The organism is Methylobacterium sp. B1 (genome assembly GCF_000333255.1).
In the GTDB taxonomy this organism is placed as follows: Bacteria; Pseudomonadota; Alphaproteobacteria; order Rhizobiales; family Beijerinckiaceae; genus Methylobacterium; species Methylobacterium fujisawaense.
In genome coordinates this window covers 1-13,964 of record NZ_BACT01000891.1, presented here as the reverse complement: position 1 = coordinate 13,964, position 13,964 = coordinate 1, and the positions used below count along the sequence as shown (strand labels likewise).

11 protein-coding genes and 1 pseudogene are annotated in these 13,964 nt (G+C 68.4%); 7 read left to right on the top strand and 5 right to left on the bottom strand.

Going from position 1 to position 13,964, the window contains the following annotated elements; translation table 11 throughout:
* The 4 genes and pseudogenes from I53_RS35510 to I53_RS25425 all read right to left on the bottom strand — a co-directional run.
* Positions 1–138, bottom strand: a pseudogene (locus tag I53_RS35510) (adenylate/guanylate cyclase domain-containing protein); the annotation flags it as partial.
* A gap of 76 nt (positions 139–214) precedes the next feature.
* A complete protein-coding gene (gene rpoD / locus I53_RS25435) occupies positions 215–2,197 on the bottom strand; it encodes an RNA polymerase sigma factor RpoD (protein WP_043356038.1) in 1,983 nt (660 codons plus the stop codon).
* 198 nt (positions 2,198–2,395) lie between these two features.
* On the bottom strand, positions 2,396–4,288 hold the full coding sequence (gene dnaG, locus I53_RS25430; protein ID WP_043356036.1) for a DNA primase: 1,893 nt from the start codon (positions 4,286–4,288) through the stop codon (positions 2,396–2,398).
* A gap of 100 nt (positions 4,289–4,388) precedes the next feature.
* Positions 4,389–4,850 carry a GatB/YqeY domain-containing protein gene (locus I53_RS25425; RefSeq protein ID WP_043356034.1) on the bottom strand — a complete coding sequence of 154 codons (462 nt, stop codon included), beginning with the start codon at positions 4,848–4,850 and terminating at the stop codon, positions 4,389–4,391.
* Positions 4,851–5,042: 192 nt separating this feature from the next.
* Between I53_RS25425 and carA the strand changes: the two genes are divergently transcribed.
* Both carA and I53_RS25415 read left to right on the top strand, forming a co-directional pair.
* The gene (gene carA / locus I53_RS25420) at positions 5,043–6,275 is read left to right on the top strand and encodes a glutamine-hydrolyzing carbamoyl-phosphate synthase small subunit (protein ID WP_043356032.1); all 1,233 of its coding nucleotides are present in this window, start codon (positions 5,043–5,045) and stop codon (positions 6,273–6,275) included.
* 162 nt (positions 6,276–6,437) lie between these two features.
* A complete protein-coding gene (locus I53_RS25415) occupies positions 6,438–6,815 on the top strand; it encodes a hypothetical protein (RefSeq protein ID WP_043356030.1) in 378 nt (125 codons plus the stop codon).
* Positions 6,816–6,850: 35 nt separating this feature from the next.
* Here I53_RS25415 and I53_RS25410 read toward each other — a convergent pair whose 3' ends face one another.
* Positions 6,851–7,258 (bottom strand): pseudoazurin, encoded by a 408-nt coding sequence (locus I53_RS25410; protein WP_236952857.1) that lies wholly within the window; start codon positions 7,256–7,258, stop codon positions 6,851–6,853.
* 334 nt (positions 7,259–7,592) lie between these two features.
* Here I53_RS25410 and carB point away from each other — a divergent pair, with 334 nt between their 5' ends.
* The 5 genes from carB to I53_RS25380 all read left to right on the top strand — a co-directional run.
* The gene (gene carB, locus I53_RS25405) at positions 7,593–11,066 is read left to right on the top strand and encodes a carbamoyl-phosphate synthase large subunit (RefSeq protein ID WP_043356025.1); all 3,474 of its coding nucleotides are present in this window, start codon (positions 7,593–7,595) and stop codon (positions 11,064–11,066) included.
* A gap of 90 nt (positions 11,067–11,156) precedes the next feature.
* Positions 11,157–11,633, top strand: coding sequence for a transcription elongation factor GreA (greA, locus tag I53_RS25400; protein WP_170861838.1), 477 nt, complete (start codon positions 11,157–11,159; stop codon positions 11,631–11,633).
* 3 nt (positions 11,634–11,636) lie between these two features.
* Entirely contained in the window at positions 11,637–12,137 is a 501-nt protein-coding gene (locus I53_RS25395; RefSeq protein WP_043356024.1) for a hypothetical protein, read from the top strand.
* A gap of 51 nt (positions 12,138–12,188) precedes the next feature.
* Positions 12,189–13,238, top strand: a complete 1,050-nt coding sequence (locus I53_RS25390; RefSeq protein WP_043356021.1) for a mitochondrial fission ELM1 family protein — start codon at positions 12,189–12,191, stop codon at positions 13,236–13,238.
* 376 nt (positions 13,239–13,614) lie between these two features.
* A partial coding sequence (locus tag I53_RS25380) for an FAD-dependent oxidoreductase (RefSeq protein WP_043356017.1) occupies positions 13,615–13,964 on the top strand: 350 nt, incomplete at its 3' end.

Here is a 13,964-nt window from a genome sequence, read left to right as displayed (position 1 = left end):
GCATCCGCGCCCCTCGCCGAGCAGCCAGTCGCGGATGCCGACGGAGGGCTGGAGCGCGCCGAAGGGCACGTCGTCGGCCTCCGATCCGTCCGCGAAGGCCGTCGGGGATCCGGGCGGTGGCGGGCGGCGTTCGAGCATGGCGCCAGAGTGGATGCCGCGCAGCGCCGAAGCAACGCGGTCGACGGGAAAGCGCCGCGTAATCCGCGGCGTGGGCTCAGTTGTCCAGGAAGCTCCTGAGCTTCCGGCTGCGCGACGGGTGCTTCAGCTTGCGCAGTGCCTTGGCCTCGATCTGACGGATGCGCTCGCGGGTCACCGAGAATTGCTGGCCGACCTCCTCGAGGGTGTGATCGGTGTTCATGCCGATGCCGAAGCGCATGCGCAGCACACGCTCCTCGCGGGGCGTGAGCGAGGCGAGCACCCGGGTCGTGGTCTCGCGCAGATTCGACTGGATCGCCGCGTCGATCGGCAGGACGACGTTCTTGTCCTCGATGAAGTCGCCGAGGTGGCTGTCCTCCTCGTCGCCGATGGGCGTCTCGAGGGAGATCGGCTCCTTGGCGATCTTCAGGACCTTGCGGACCTTCTCCAGCGGCATGGCCAGCTTTTCGGCCAGCTCTTCCGGGGTCGGCTCGCGGCCGATCTCGTGCAGCATCTGGCGCGAGGTCCGGACGATCTTGTTGATCGTCTCGATCATGTGCACCGGGATGCGGATCGTGCGGGCCTGATCGGCGATCGACCGGGTGATCGCCTGCCGGATCCACCACGTGGCATAGGTCGAGAACTTGTAACCGCGCCGGTACTCGAACTTGTCCACGGCCTTCATCAGGCCGATGTTGCCCTCTTGGATCAGGTCCAGGAACTGCAGGCCGCGGTTCGTGTACTTCTTGGCGATAGAGATCACGAGGCGCAGGTTCGCCTCGATCATCTCCTTCTTGGCCTGCCGGGCTTCGCGCTCGCCCTTCTGGACCATGTTGACGATCCGGCGGTACTCGCCGATCTCCAAGCCCGTCTCGGAGGCGAGATCGAGGATCTGCGCGCGCAGCTCCGCCACCTGCTTCGAGCCGCGCTCGACCAGGTTCTTCCAGCCCTTGCCGCCCAGCGTGCCGACGCGCTCCATCCAGTTCGGATCGAGTTCGTAACCCTGATAGTGGCGCAGGAATTCGTCGCGGGCCACGCCGTGGCTCTCGGCGAAGCGCATCAGCCGGCCCTCGTGGCCGATCAGCTGCTTGTTGATCGAGTAGAGCTGACCGACCAGCGCCTCGATGCGGTTGTTGTTCAGCGACAGGGACTTCACGTCGGCGACGACGATGTCCTTCAGCTCGGCCTGCTTCTGATTCTGGGCCGGGGTGTTCTGCTCCCCCGCCGCCTTGCGCTCGGTGCCCTCGATCTGGAACTTGCGCAGCTTGCGGTAGTTCGCGGCGATCGCGTCGAAGGTCTCGAGGACCCGCGGCTTGATCTCGGCTTCCATGGCGGCCAGCGAGACGTTGTTCTCGAGGTCGTCCTCGTCGTCGCCGCCCTCCGGGGGCGCCGGCGGCTCGCCGTCCTCGGATCCTTCCTCGCCTTCGCCGAGCTGCGGCGCGTTCTTGCCGTCCGGCCCCGCGTAGGTCGCCTCGAGATCGATGATGTCGCGCAGGAGGACCTTGCCCTCCACGAGTTCGTCCCGCCAGATGATGATCGCCTGGAAGGTCAGCGGGCTCTCGCAGAGCCCCGCGATCATCGCCTCGCGCCCGGCCTCGATGCGCTTGGCGATGGCGATCTCGCCCTCGCGGGACAGGAGCTCCACCGAGCCCATCTCGCGCAGGTACATCCGCACCGGATCGTCGGTCCGGTCGGTCGGCTCCTTGGTGGTCGTGGCGACGGTGACGGCGCGCGCCGGCGCGACCTCGGCGACCTCGCCGCCTTCGGCCTCCTCTTCCTCGCCTTCGGCGGCCTTCTCGCCGGCCGCCTCGTCGGTCTCCTCGGCCTCGACGACGTTGATGCCCATCTCGGAGAGCTGCGACAGCACGTCCTCGAGCTGGTCCGGATCGGACTGGCCCTCGGGCAGAACCTCGTTGACCTCCTCGTAGGTCACGTAGCCGCGCTTCTTAGCGAGCTTCACCATCCGCTTGACCGAAGCATCCGTCAGGTCGAGGAGCGGCCCGTCGGTCTGCTGCTCGGGGGCAGCGTCCGTCTCGTCCCGTTCCGTTGCCTTCGTCGCCATGATCAGCCTATTGTTTCGCACGCGGCGCGTTGCGGAGGCCCCGATGGGGCCGCTCCACGCCGTCGGCGCCGCTGTATGAGATCGGCGCCGGATTGCTCCAGTCGCCTTGAGTCGTCGGTTTCCGTATGCAAGCCTGAGGCTTGACCGATTGTTAACTATGGCGAGACTCCGCCCGCCGCCACCGCCATGACACAGGGATCACGCGGCCGTCGAGTCGCTCGACACCGGTGCGTCGGCCTCCGCCTCGGCGGCGATGACGGTTTCCAGCCTCGCCTTCACTTCGCAGAGCCATGCCCATCCGGCATCGGTCGGATCGTCTTCAAACGCCTGCCGTGCTTCGCGAAGTTCGCTATGTAGCGCTCCTGCCTGCCGGTGCAAGATCATCGCCTGTCTCAGGGCGTCTGCGCGGTGTGCGGGATCGGCGTGCGGGGCCAGGGTCGTGCGGTCCCGAGAGCGGGCCAGGGCGAGGATTCTCTCGGCAGCCGCAGCAAGTCCGGCGCGATTGATGCGGTTCTGCAACACTTCCGGCACCGGATGCTCGTCCTCGGCGGCGCAGGCCAGGAGGACCGATAGAATCCCCCGCGCATCCGGATCCTCGAAATCGAGATCGGCGGTCTCTTCGCCGAACTCCGCGATCATCTCGGGATGGGCGAGCAGGGTGCCCACGATGACCGCCTCGCGCACCGAAGCGGCGCCCGTGAAGCCTGCCGAGGCCGTCATGGAGGGGCTCGGACTCCCGGTGATGCGCGGCGAAACGGGCTCGCCGGGCCGGGTGAAACGCGGGCGTCCGCGCGGAGCCCCGCCGGCGGCGGCTCGCGCGCTGCGGGGTGACAGGCTCCGCAGGCGCTCCTCGATATCGTCGCGATAATAGCGCCGTACGGTCTCGTCGCGGATCGTCGCGACGGTGGTGCGCAGGGTCTGCGTCAGGCCGGCGCGCCGCTCGGGCGTGTCGACCGGCCCTGCTTCGAGGGCGCGCCGCCACAGGAGCTCGGAGAGCGGCAACGCCGCCGTCAGCACCTGATCGATGGCCGCCGGGCCGCCCGACCGCAGCAGGTCGTCGGGATCCTGGCCGCCGGGCAGCAGCGCGATCCGGAGCGAGCGGCCGGGCGCGAGGAGCGGGAGCGCGATGTCGAGGGCCCGGAAGGCCGCCCGCTGGCCGGCCTTGTCGCCGTCGAAGCAGAGAATCGGTTCGTCGGCGTGGCGCCAGAGCAGGCCGAGCTGATCCTCCGTCAGCGCGGTGCCGAGGGGCGCCACGGTCTCGGGATGGCCGGCGAGCGTCATGGCGATGACGTCGACGTAGCCCTCGACCGCGATGATCGACCCGCGCTCGTGCGCGGCCTTCCGCGCGCCGTGGAGGTTGTAGAGCGTGCGGCCCTTGTGGAAGAGCGGCGTCTCGGGGGAATTCAGGTACTTGGCGCGCACCTCCTTGGCGAGGGCCCGCCCGCCGAAGGCCACGACCCGGCCGCGTGTGTCGGTGATCGGGAACATCACCCGGTCGCGGAAATAATCGTACGGGACCGAGACGCCCTCCCCGGCCGCGATGAGGCCGAGTTCGACCATCAGCGCCTTGTCGACCCCCTGCCCGGCGAGGTGGTCGCGCAGGGCGTAGCGATCGTTCGGCGCGTAGCCGAGGCGGAAGGCTCGCTGCGTCTCGTCCTTGAGCCCGCGGCGTTCGAGATAGGCGCGGGCCTCGCTGCCCTGGCCCGCCCGAAGCCGGTCCTCGAACCAGCGCGCGGCCATCTCCATGACCTCGATCGCCCCGGCGCGCTTGCGTTCGCTGGCGCGGTTGTCCTCGGTGGGGGCCGGCAGGCTGACGCCGGCCTCGCCCGCCAGCCGCTCGACCGCCTCGGGGAAGCTGAGACCCTCCGTCTCCATGAGGAAGGTGAAGATGTCGCCGTGCTTGGAGGACGAGAAGCAGTGATAGAACTGCTTCTGGTCGTTCACGTAGAAGGACGGCGTCTTCTCGGCGTTGAACGGCGACAGGCCGCGCCACTCGCGGCCGGCCTTCTTCAACTGCACGCGGCGGCCGACCACCGACGAGGCCGGCAGCCGGGAACGGATCTCTTCCAGGATGTGGGGCGGATAGCGCACGGGGCCTGGGATGGGTTGCGTGAACCCGCACCTATAGCGCGTGAGGCGTAACGGAGTCCCTCACGCGCTCGGAATCCGGTGGAGGATTGCGGGGAGAGGCTCAGCCCTTCGCGGCTAGCGCCGCCTTCACCAGACCGCTCGCCTTGCCGAAATCCATCCGGCCCGCGAAGGTCCCCTTCAGGGCGCCGATCACCTTGCCCATGTCCTTGGGCCCGGCCGCGCCGGTCTCGACGATCGCCGCCTCGACGGCCGCCTTCATCTCGGCCTCGTCCATCTGCTTCGGCAGGAAGCTCTCGATGATGGCGATCTCGGCGCGCTCGTTGGCGGCGAGTTCCGGGCGGCCGCCCTGCTCGTAGACCGACGCCGATTCGGTGCGCTGCTTGATCATCTTCTGGAGCAGCGACAGGATCTCCTCGTCGGAGGCCGGCTCCTTGCCGAGACCCCGCGCCTCGATATCCTTGTCCTTGAGGGCGGCCTGGATCATGCGGACGGTGGCGAGCCTTTCCTTGTCGCCGGCCTTCATGGCCTCCTTCATCTCGGTGGTGAAGCGCGCGCGCAGCATCTCGGTGAACCTTCCAACGGTCGAAGCGGGGGACTGGCCTGCGGTTTGCGGGTGTTGAGCCCTGCGGGCGCCGGGACCACATTGACCCCATCGCGGGCCGCTCGCTAAGAGCGCCGCACACGATCATGCTGCAAGCCGAGAGCGCCGCAACCCGGTGCCCGCCTTCGGCCGGACATAAGCGAGACTCAGCCCATGCTGCAAGACGCCGCCGCGCATGCCCCCGAGACTCGGGCGCCCGAGCCCTGGGCCGAGCCCGTCGCGACAGCTCTGCTGGTGCTGGCTGACGGCACCATCCTGGAGGGCTTCGGCATCGGTCAGACCGGCGTGGCCGACGGCGAGGTCTGCTTCAACACCGCGATGACCGGCTACCAGGAGATCCTGACGGACCCCTCCTATGCCGGCCAGATCGTCACCTTCACCTTCCCGCATATCGGCAATGTCGGCACCAACGACGAGGATCTGGAGAGCCTGGAGGCGGCGCCGGCCTCGGGCGTGCGCGGCACGGTGATCGCCTCGGCGGTGACGAAGCCGTCGAACTGGCGCTCGTCGTCGCATCTCGACGGCTGGCTCAAGGCCCGCGGCATCGTCGGCATCACCGGCGTCGACACCCGGGCGCTCACCGCCCGGATCCGCGACCAGGGCATGCCGAACGCGGTGATCGCCAACGATCCCGAGGGCAAGTTCGACCGCGAGGCCCTGAAGGCCCGGGCGGCGGCCCTCGCCCCCATGGAAGGGCTCGACCTCGTGCCGCCGGTGACCAGCCGTGCACCGTCTGAATGGTCGGAGACCGTGTGGGCGCTCGGCAACGGCTACGGCAAGCGCGCGCCCGGCGAGGGCCTCAAGGTCGTGGCCATCGACTACGGCGTGAAGCGCAACATCCTGCGCCTCCTCGCCCAGGCCGGCTGCGATGTCACCGTGGTTCCGGCCACCACCGCGGCGGAGGAGATTCTGGCGCTGAAGCCGGACGGTGTGTTCCTGTCGAACGGCCCCGGCGATCCGGCGGCGACCGGCGCCTATGCGGTCCCGGTGATTCGCAAGCTCCTGGACGCGAAGGTGCCGACCTTCGGCATCTGTCTCGGCCACCAGCTCATGGGCCTCGCCCTCGGCGGCCGGACCGTGAAGATGGGCCAGGGCCACCACGGCGCGAACCATCCGGTGAAGGACAAGACCACCGGCAAGGTCGAGATCGTCTCGATGAACCACGGCTTCGCGGTCGATCCGAACAGCCTGCCGGAGACGGCCGTGGAAACCCACGTGTCGCTGTTCGACGGCTCGAATTGCGGCCTGACGCTCACCGACCGCCCGGCCTTCTCGGTGCAGCACCACCCGGAGGCCTCCCCGGGCCCGCGCGACAGCCACTACCTGTTCGAGCGTTTCGTAACGTTGATGCGCTCCGGCACGCCGGAGACCGTCAAGGGCGCTTGAGACCGGATCCGAGCCCGCGTTGCTCCCGCGGCCCGATCCCAATCGGGCCGCGGCGGGGCCATAAAATCCGCCAGATCGGGCAGCTTAAGAGAGCCCACGACGGCCCCTGAACGGCGGCGCATCCGCGTCCCGCGCATTCGGCCCGTCGCAGGGGATTGCCGGATGACCATCGACGAGGCGCGCGACGATTTCTCCCGCCTGCATCGCAGTTTCACGTTCCACCTTGGCGTCGCCGTGGGTCTGTCCTGGCTGACCGCCGTCTATGCCGCCTTCTACGCCCCCTGGGTGCGCAACATCCGAGCCCTCATCGATCCGACGGGCGGGCTCGACCGCGTCGAGAGCACGGTGTCCTACCTGTTCGCCTTGCCGGCGGTCCTCGCCCTCGCCTGGGTTTCTCTCTATTTCGGCCGCGAGGCGCTGCGCCGCGCGCAGACGCTCTCGAACGTCGCCGTCGAGTTCGCGGCCGCCGCCGTGGTGGCCTTCGGGGTTTTCTATCTCTCGATCGACCGGGCCGTCGCGGCGCTTCACGCCGGCCTCTGAGTCGGGACGGGGCGGCCTGGCGCCACCCCGTTTGCCTACTCGACCTTCGCGAACAGCGGTTCGAAGCGCTTGGCGGCCAGCTTGTTCTGCGGGACCGCCTTGGCCGCCTCCAGATTGTCGGGCTTGTCGCCGACCTGGACCAGGCCGACCATGCCCATGATGTAGTGCGGCGAGCACTTGATTCCGTAGAGGCCGGGCTTGTCGAAGGTCACGGTCTCCTCCTTGCCGACCACCGTCTTGAACGGCGCTGCCCCCTCGGGTGCCATGCCCTTAATCAGCTCGGCATTGTGCCCCTTGTCGGCCGGCACGAACCGCACCGTGTCGCCGGGCTGGATTTTCACGTAGGCCGGATCGAAGACCATCATCCCGCCCGGACCGCTGTTCAGGGTCTTGATGGCGACTTCCGAAGCGTTCGCGCCCAGGATCGATCCGATCAGAAGCATTGCGGAAATAGGGGCTGGCCAGAGCATCTTCGGTCTCGACTCGTTGTGGTATCGATCGACGGATCGGCCGATCGATCAAGGCCTACAAATCGCTCCGGAACCCAGCAAGAAATCTTCCCGCGCGGGCGTTCATTTATAAGAGCTCCAATTCGGCCGACCGGCGTCGCATCCATGCGTCGAACGCACCGTGAGGATGCGCGGTTGTCCCGGCCTTCCAATGCGCCCGTGGCCCGTGTAAACGCGGGGCTCAACGACAATCCCGCCACGCGCGTCCGGGAGCAGGGCTGAAGTCAGCCCTGCCCGATCGGGCGCGCTTGGCCCGACAAGGCCGCAGATGCCCAAACGCACCGACATCTCCTCGATCCTGATCATCGGTGCGGGTCCGATCATCATCGGACAGGCCTGCGAGTTCGATTACTCCGGCACCCAGGCCTGCAAGGCGCTGCGCGAAGAGGGCTACCGGATCGTCCTGGTGAACTCGAACCCCGCGACCATCATGACCGATCCGGACATGGCGGACGCGACCTATGTCGAGCCGATCACCCCCGAGATCGTCGCCAAGATCATCGAGAAGGAGCGCCCCGACGCGATCCTCCCGACGATGGGCGGCCAGACGGCGCTGAACTGCGCCCTGTCGCTCCAGAAGATGGGCGTGCTGGCGAAGTACGGCGTGCAGATGATCGGCGCCACCGCGGAGGCGATCGACAAGGCCGAGGACAGGAGCCTGTTCCGCGACGCCATGACCAAGATCGGGCTCGACACCCCGAAATCGGCGCTGGCCAACGCCTCAACGGCCAAGAAGGCCGACCGGCAGGCCTACCTCGCCGAGATCGCCCGCATCGAAGCCGCCAACGCGGAGCCGGAGGCGCGGCAGAAGGCGCTGGCCGCCTTCGAGAAGAGCTGGGCCGCGGGCGAGACCGACCGGCGCAAGCGCTACGGCGAGCATGCGATCGGGCAGGCGCTGATGGCGCTGGCCGAGGTCGGACTGCCGGCGATCATCCGCCCCTCCTTCACCATGGGCGGCACCGGCGGCGGCATCGCCTACAACCGCGAGGAGTTTCTCGACATCGTCGAGCGCGGCATCGACGCCTCGCCGACCAACGAGGTGCTCATCGAGGAGAGCGTGCTCGGCTGGAAGGAGTACGAGATGGAGGTCGTTCGGGATAAGAACGACAACTGCATCATCGTCTGCTCCATCGAGAACATCGACCCGATGGGCGTCCACACCGGCGACTCGATCACCGTCGCCCCGGCGCTGACGCTGACCGACAAGGAATACCAAGTGATGCGCGACGCATCGCTGGCGGTGCTCCGCGAGATCGGTGTCGAGACCGGCGGCTCCAACGTGCAGTTCGCGATCAACCCCGAGAACGGGCGGATGATCGTGATCGAGATGAATCCGCGCGTCTCGCGCTCCTCGGCGCTCGCCTCGAAGGCGACCGGCTTCCCGATCGCCAAGGTCGCCGCCAAGCTCGCGGTCGGCTACACGCTCGACGAGATCGCCAACGACATCACCGGCGGCGCGACCCCGGCCTCGTTCGAGCCGACGATCGACTACGTCGTCACCAAGATCCCGCGCTTCGCCTTCGAGAAGTTCCCGGGCGCCGAGCCGACGCTGACCACCGCCATGAAGTCGGTGGGCGAGGCCATGGCGATCGGCCGCTGCTTCGCCGAATCGCTCCAGAAGGCCCTGCGCTCCCTGGAGACGGGGCTGACCGGCCTCGACGACATCGAGATCGAGGGCCTCGGCAAGGGCGACGACCACAACGCCATCAAGGCGGCGATCGGCACGCCGACCCCGGACCGGCTTCTCAAGGTCGCGCAGGCCCTGCGGCTGGGTGTGAGCCACGAGCAGGTCTATGCCTCGTGCAAGATCGATCCGTGGTTCCTGGAGCAGCTGCAGGCGATCATCGACCTGGAGAACCGGGTGAAGGCGCACGGCCTGCCGAAGACCCCCGGCGCCTTCCGCCAGCTCAAGGCCGCCGGTTTCTCGGATGCGCGCCTCGCCGTCCTCGCCAAGACCGACGAGGCCGCGGTCAGCGCGGCGCGGCGTGCGCTGTCCGTGCGCCCGGTCTTCAAGCGCATCGACACCTGCGCGGCCGAGTTCAAGTCGCCCACCGCCTACATGTACTCCACCTACGTGGCACCCTTCGCGGGCGCGGTGGTGGACGAGGCGCAACCCTCGGACCGCAAGAAGGTCGTGATCCTCGGCGGCGGCCCGAACCGGATCGGCCAGGGCATCGAGTTCGACTATTGCTGCTGCCACGCCTGCTACGCGCTGTCGGAGGTGGGCTACGAGACCATCATGGTCAACTGCAACCCGGAGACGGTCTCCACCGACTACGACACGTCGGACCGGCTCTATTTCGAGCCGCTCACCGCCGAGGACGTGCTGGAGATCATCGAGACCGAGAAGCAGGCCGGCACGCTGCACGGCGTCATCGTGCAGTTCGGCGGCCAGACCCCGCTGAAGCTCGCCCGGGCCCTTGAGGCCGCCGGGGTGCCGATCCTCGGCACCTCGCCCGACGCCATCGACCTCGCGGAGGACCGCGACCAGTTCAAGCGGCTGCTGGACAAGCTCGGGATGAAGCAGCCGAAGAACGGCATCGCCTATTCGGTGGAGCAGAGCCGGCTCGTGGCGGCCGATCTCGGCCTGCCCTTCGTGGTGCGCCCGAGCTACGTGCTGGGCGGCCGCGCCATGGCGATCATCCGCGACGAGACGCAGTTCGCCGACTACCTCCTCGATACCCTGCCGAGCCTGATCCCCTCCGAGGTCAAGGCCCGGTACCCGAACGACAAGACCGGCCAGATCAACACGGTGCTGGGCAAGAACCCGCTCCTGTTCGACCGCTACCTGTCGGATGCGGTCGAGGTCGATGTCGACGCGGTCTGCGACGGCAAGGACGTGTTCATCGCCGGCATCATGGAGCACATCGAGGAGGCCGGCATCCATTCCGGCGACTCGGCCTGCTCCCTGCCGCCGCGCTCCCTCTCGCCCGAGATCATGGACGAGCTGGAGCGGCAGACCAAGGCGATGGCGCTGGCGCTCAACGTCGTCGGCCTGATGAACGTGCAGTACGCCATCAAGGACGGCGTCATCTACGTGCTGGAGGTGAATCCGCGCGCCTCGCGCACCGTACCGTTCGTCGCCAAGGTCATCGGCGAGCCGATCGCCAAGATCGCGGCCCGGCTCATGGCGGGCGAGGCGCTGTCCACCTTCGGCCTGAAGCCGAAGACGCTGCCGCACATCGCCGTCAAGGAAGCGGTCTTCCCGTTCGCCCGCTTCCCCGGCGTCGACGTGCTCCTCGGTCCGGAGATGCGCTCCACCGGCGAGGTGATCGGGCTCGATACCAGCTTCGGCGTGGCCTTCGCCAAGAGCCAGCTCGGTTCGGGCACGCAGGTCCCGAAGGCGGGCGCCGTGTTCGTCTCGGTGCGGGATGCCGACAAGGCCCGCATCCTGCCGACCATGAAGCTCTTGTCCGATCTCGGCTTCACCATCCTGGCCACGGGCGGCACGCAGCGCTATCTGGTCGAGAACGGCGTTCCGGCCGAGCGGATCAACAAGGTCCTCGAAGGCCGGCCGCACGTGGTCGACGCGATCAAGAACGGCGGCATCCACCTCGTGCTGAACACCACCGAGGGGGCCGGCGCCCTCTCGGACTCGCGCTCGCTCCGGCGTGCGGCCCTCTTGCATAAGGTGCCGTATTACACCACTCTAGCCGGCGCGATGGCCGCGGCCGAGGGGATCAAGGCCTATCTAGAAGGCGATCTCAAGGTCCGCGCGTTGCAGGAATACTTCGCGGCCTGAACCTGAGGGTTCCGCTGACTTTATCTCGTGGCCCGGAGAGAGTGCTCCACTCTCGGCCGGGCCTCTTCATTGTGGCGCGAGACGATGACGATAGACAAGGTTCCGATCACGGTGCGCGGCTTCGCAGCCCTCGAAGAGGAGCTGAAGCACCGGCAGCAGGTGGAGCGTCAGCGCATCATCCAGGCGATCGCCGAGGCCCGTGCCCTGGGCGACCTGTCGGAAAATGCCGAATATCACGCCGCCAAGGAGGCGCAGTCCCATAACGAGGGACGCGTGATGGAGCTGGAGAGCATGATCGCGCGGGCCGAGATCATCGACGTCACCAAGCTCTCGGGCAACAAGATCAAGTTCGGCGCCACCGTGAAGCTCGTCGACGAGGACACGGAAGAGGAGAAGACCTACCAGATCGTCGGCGAGCCGGAAGCCGACGTGCGTTCCGGGCGCGTGTCGATCACGTCTCCGATCGCCCGCGCCCTGATCGGCAAGGGCGTCGGCGACACCGTCGAAGTCACCACCCCCGGTGGCGGCAAGTCCTACGAGGTCGTCGCCGTCCAGTACGGCGGCTGAGGCATGCGCCCGCGTTCCTGGGGCTGGCTTGCCGGCCTGATTCTCGGTGTCGTCGCGGGATCCGCGGCGGCAGGCGATTTTCCCGCCACCGCCGTCTTCTCCGACATCCGGGTCGATGTGCGGCCGCTCGTGGACAAGGGCGCAGGCCTGCAGGCCGAGGCGCTGGCTTCCGATCTCACATCGGCCCTGCGGAAGAATTTCGCCGGTCGCATCGGCGGCCGCGGGCCGCGCCTCGTCGTGGTCGTCACCAGTCTGTCGCTGCGCCCCTATGTCGGCAGTGGCGACCGGCCCGGCTTCGGCAGCAATTTCCAGACCGACTACATGGAAGGCGAAGCCCTGCTGGTCGGGCCCAAGGGCCAAGTGCTGGGACGCTATCCGCAGATGACCGCGACGCCGTCCAGCTACGGGGGCGCGTGGTACGATCCGCAATTCGAGCAACGCCGGCTGGCCGCGATCGCCGACATTTATGCCCAGTGGCTCGCCCGCGACCTGCCGCGGGATTAGAGAAGGGCCGTCCGCCCCGGCCCGCGGCGTAGGGCGTTTCCGGTGAGGAGCATGGCAAGCATCGACGTGACGGAGTCGCAGACCGCGCCGCTCAGCCGCTTGGACTCGCGGCCCGGGCGCCTGCCCGAACTCGCCCGCGCCCGCGCCTGGATCGTCACCGACGGCAAGGCTGGCGACGAGAACCAGTGCGTCGGCATCGCCGAGACTCTGGGGCTCGCCTTCGAGACCCGTAAGGTGCCCGCCTCCGGACCGTTCGGGTGGATGGCACCGTGGGGGCCGATCGACCCCCGCGAGGGCCCGCGCCGGCGCGCCGGCGCCCTGTCGGGCCCCTACCCCGACATCCTGATCGCGTCCGGGCGCCGGTCCGTGCCCTACCTGCGGGCGGTGCGCCGCGCCACGGGTGGCCGGACCTTCACGGCCTTCCTGAAGGATCCGCGGATGGGCGCGGACAGCGCCGACTTCATCTGGGTGCCGGATTACGACGACCTGCGCGGCCCGAACGTCTTCACGACCCTCACGGCTCCGCATCTCGTCACGGCCGCGCGACTGGCCGCCGCCCGGGCCCGCCCGGATCCGCGCCTTGCGCGCCTCGACGGTCCGCGGGTGGCGGTCCTGGTCGGCGGCGACAGCCGGCATCTGAGCTACCGCAAGACCGACATGATCCGTCTCGTGGAGGATCTGCGCGGGCTGGCGGCGCAGGGCTGCCGGCTCATGGTGACGATTTCCCGCCGGACGCCCAACCCGCTCCGCGAAGCCGTGAAGGCCCTTGCGGCAGAGACCGGCGGCTTCCTCTGGGACGGGTCCGGCGACAATCCCTACGTCGCCATGCTGGCGCTCGCCGAGGCGATCGTGGTCACCTCCGACTCGGCCAACATGGTCAGCGAAGCGGTGGCGACCGGCGCGCCGGTCCTGCTGTTCGACCTGCCGCGCACCTATATTCGGCATCGGCGGATGTTCGCCGGGCTTGCCATCGCCGGAGCGCTGCGGCCGTTCACCGGTCAGTTGGCGGAGCTGACGTACAAGCCGATCGACGCGACGCCGGTGATCGCTCAGGCGCTCGCCGACGTCTATGCCGCACGACGCGCGGCCGGACCGGCCTGAGGAGGCCGAAACAGATGGCCCACACGTACGCCAAACGCGTGATCGTCGGCTCCGGGCACGCCGCCGGCACGGTGGGCTTCTGTCCCGCCCGGGCCGACATGAAGCCCATCCCCGCGCCGCCCATTCAGCCGGCCACGGCGATCGGCGACGGGTCTTTGCCCATGCGCCACGGTGGCTCCCGGAGCGAGACGCCCGGCACCGCCGGAATCCGAGACCCCGAACGTGCTCGTGACGATCTCCGAACCGCTGGCGTCCCGGATGTGTGTGGATCCTAACACCTGCCCGGCGAACGATGATCGTCCGCGGCCCGTGCTTGAAGCTGCGGCGTAGAGCACATTCAAGACATCTCCGCTCCCTCGCTACGTCCAGGCTCGCCATGACCACTCACAAGACGAAGGTCCTCATCATCGGGGCCGGACCGGCCGGCTACACCGCGGGCATCTACGCCGCCCGGGCCAACATGAAGCCCATCCTGGTGACGGGCATCCAGCCCGGCGGCCAGCTGACGATCACCACGGACGTGGAGAATTATCCGGGCTTCGCGACCGCCGTTCAGGGGCCCGACCTGATGGAGCAGATGCGCCTGCAGGCCGAGCACGTCGGTACCCGGATCCTCTCCGACACCATCGTGTCGGTCGACTTGTCTCAGCGCCCCTTCGTGGCCCAGGGGGATGGCGGCGACACCTACGTCGCCGATACCCTGATCGCCGGCACGGGCGCCCAGGC

Coding starts and splice junctions, on each gene's coding strand:
- I53_RS25425 (WP_043356034.1), bottom strand. CDS start 4,850: ATGCTGCGCGCGCGCTTCACCACCGAGATGAAGGAGGCCATGAAGGCC.
- I53_RS25410 (WP_236952857.1), bottom strand. CDS start 7,258: ATGCTTCTGATCGGATCGATCCTGGGCGCGAACGCTTCGGAAGTCGCC.
- rpoD (WP_043356038.1), bottom strand. CDS start 2,197: ATGGCGACGAAGGCAACGGAACGGGACGAGACGGACGCTGCCCCCGAG.
- I53_RS25415 (WP_043356030.1), top strand. CDS start 6,438: ATGACCATCGACGAGGCGCGCGACGATTTCTCCCGCCTGCATCGCAGT.
- carA (WP_043356032.1), top strand. CDS start 5,043: ATGCTGCAAGACGCCGCCGCGCATGCCCCCGAGACTCGGGCGCCCGAG.
- carB (WP_043356025.1), top strand. CDS start 7,593: ATGCCCAAACGCACCGACATCTCCTCGATCCTGATCATCGGTGCGGGT.
- I53_RS25390 (WP_043356021.1), top strand. CDS start 12,189: ATGGCAAGCATCGACGTGACGGAGTCGCAGACCGCGCCGCTCAGCCGC.
- I53_RS25395 (WP_043356024.1), top strand. CDS start 11,637: ATGCGCCCGCGTTCCTGGGGCTGGCTTGCCGGCCTGATTCTCGGTGTC.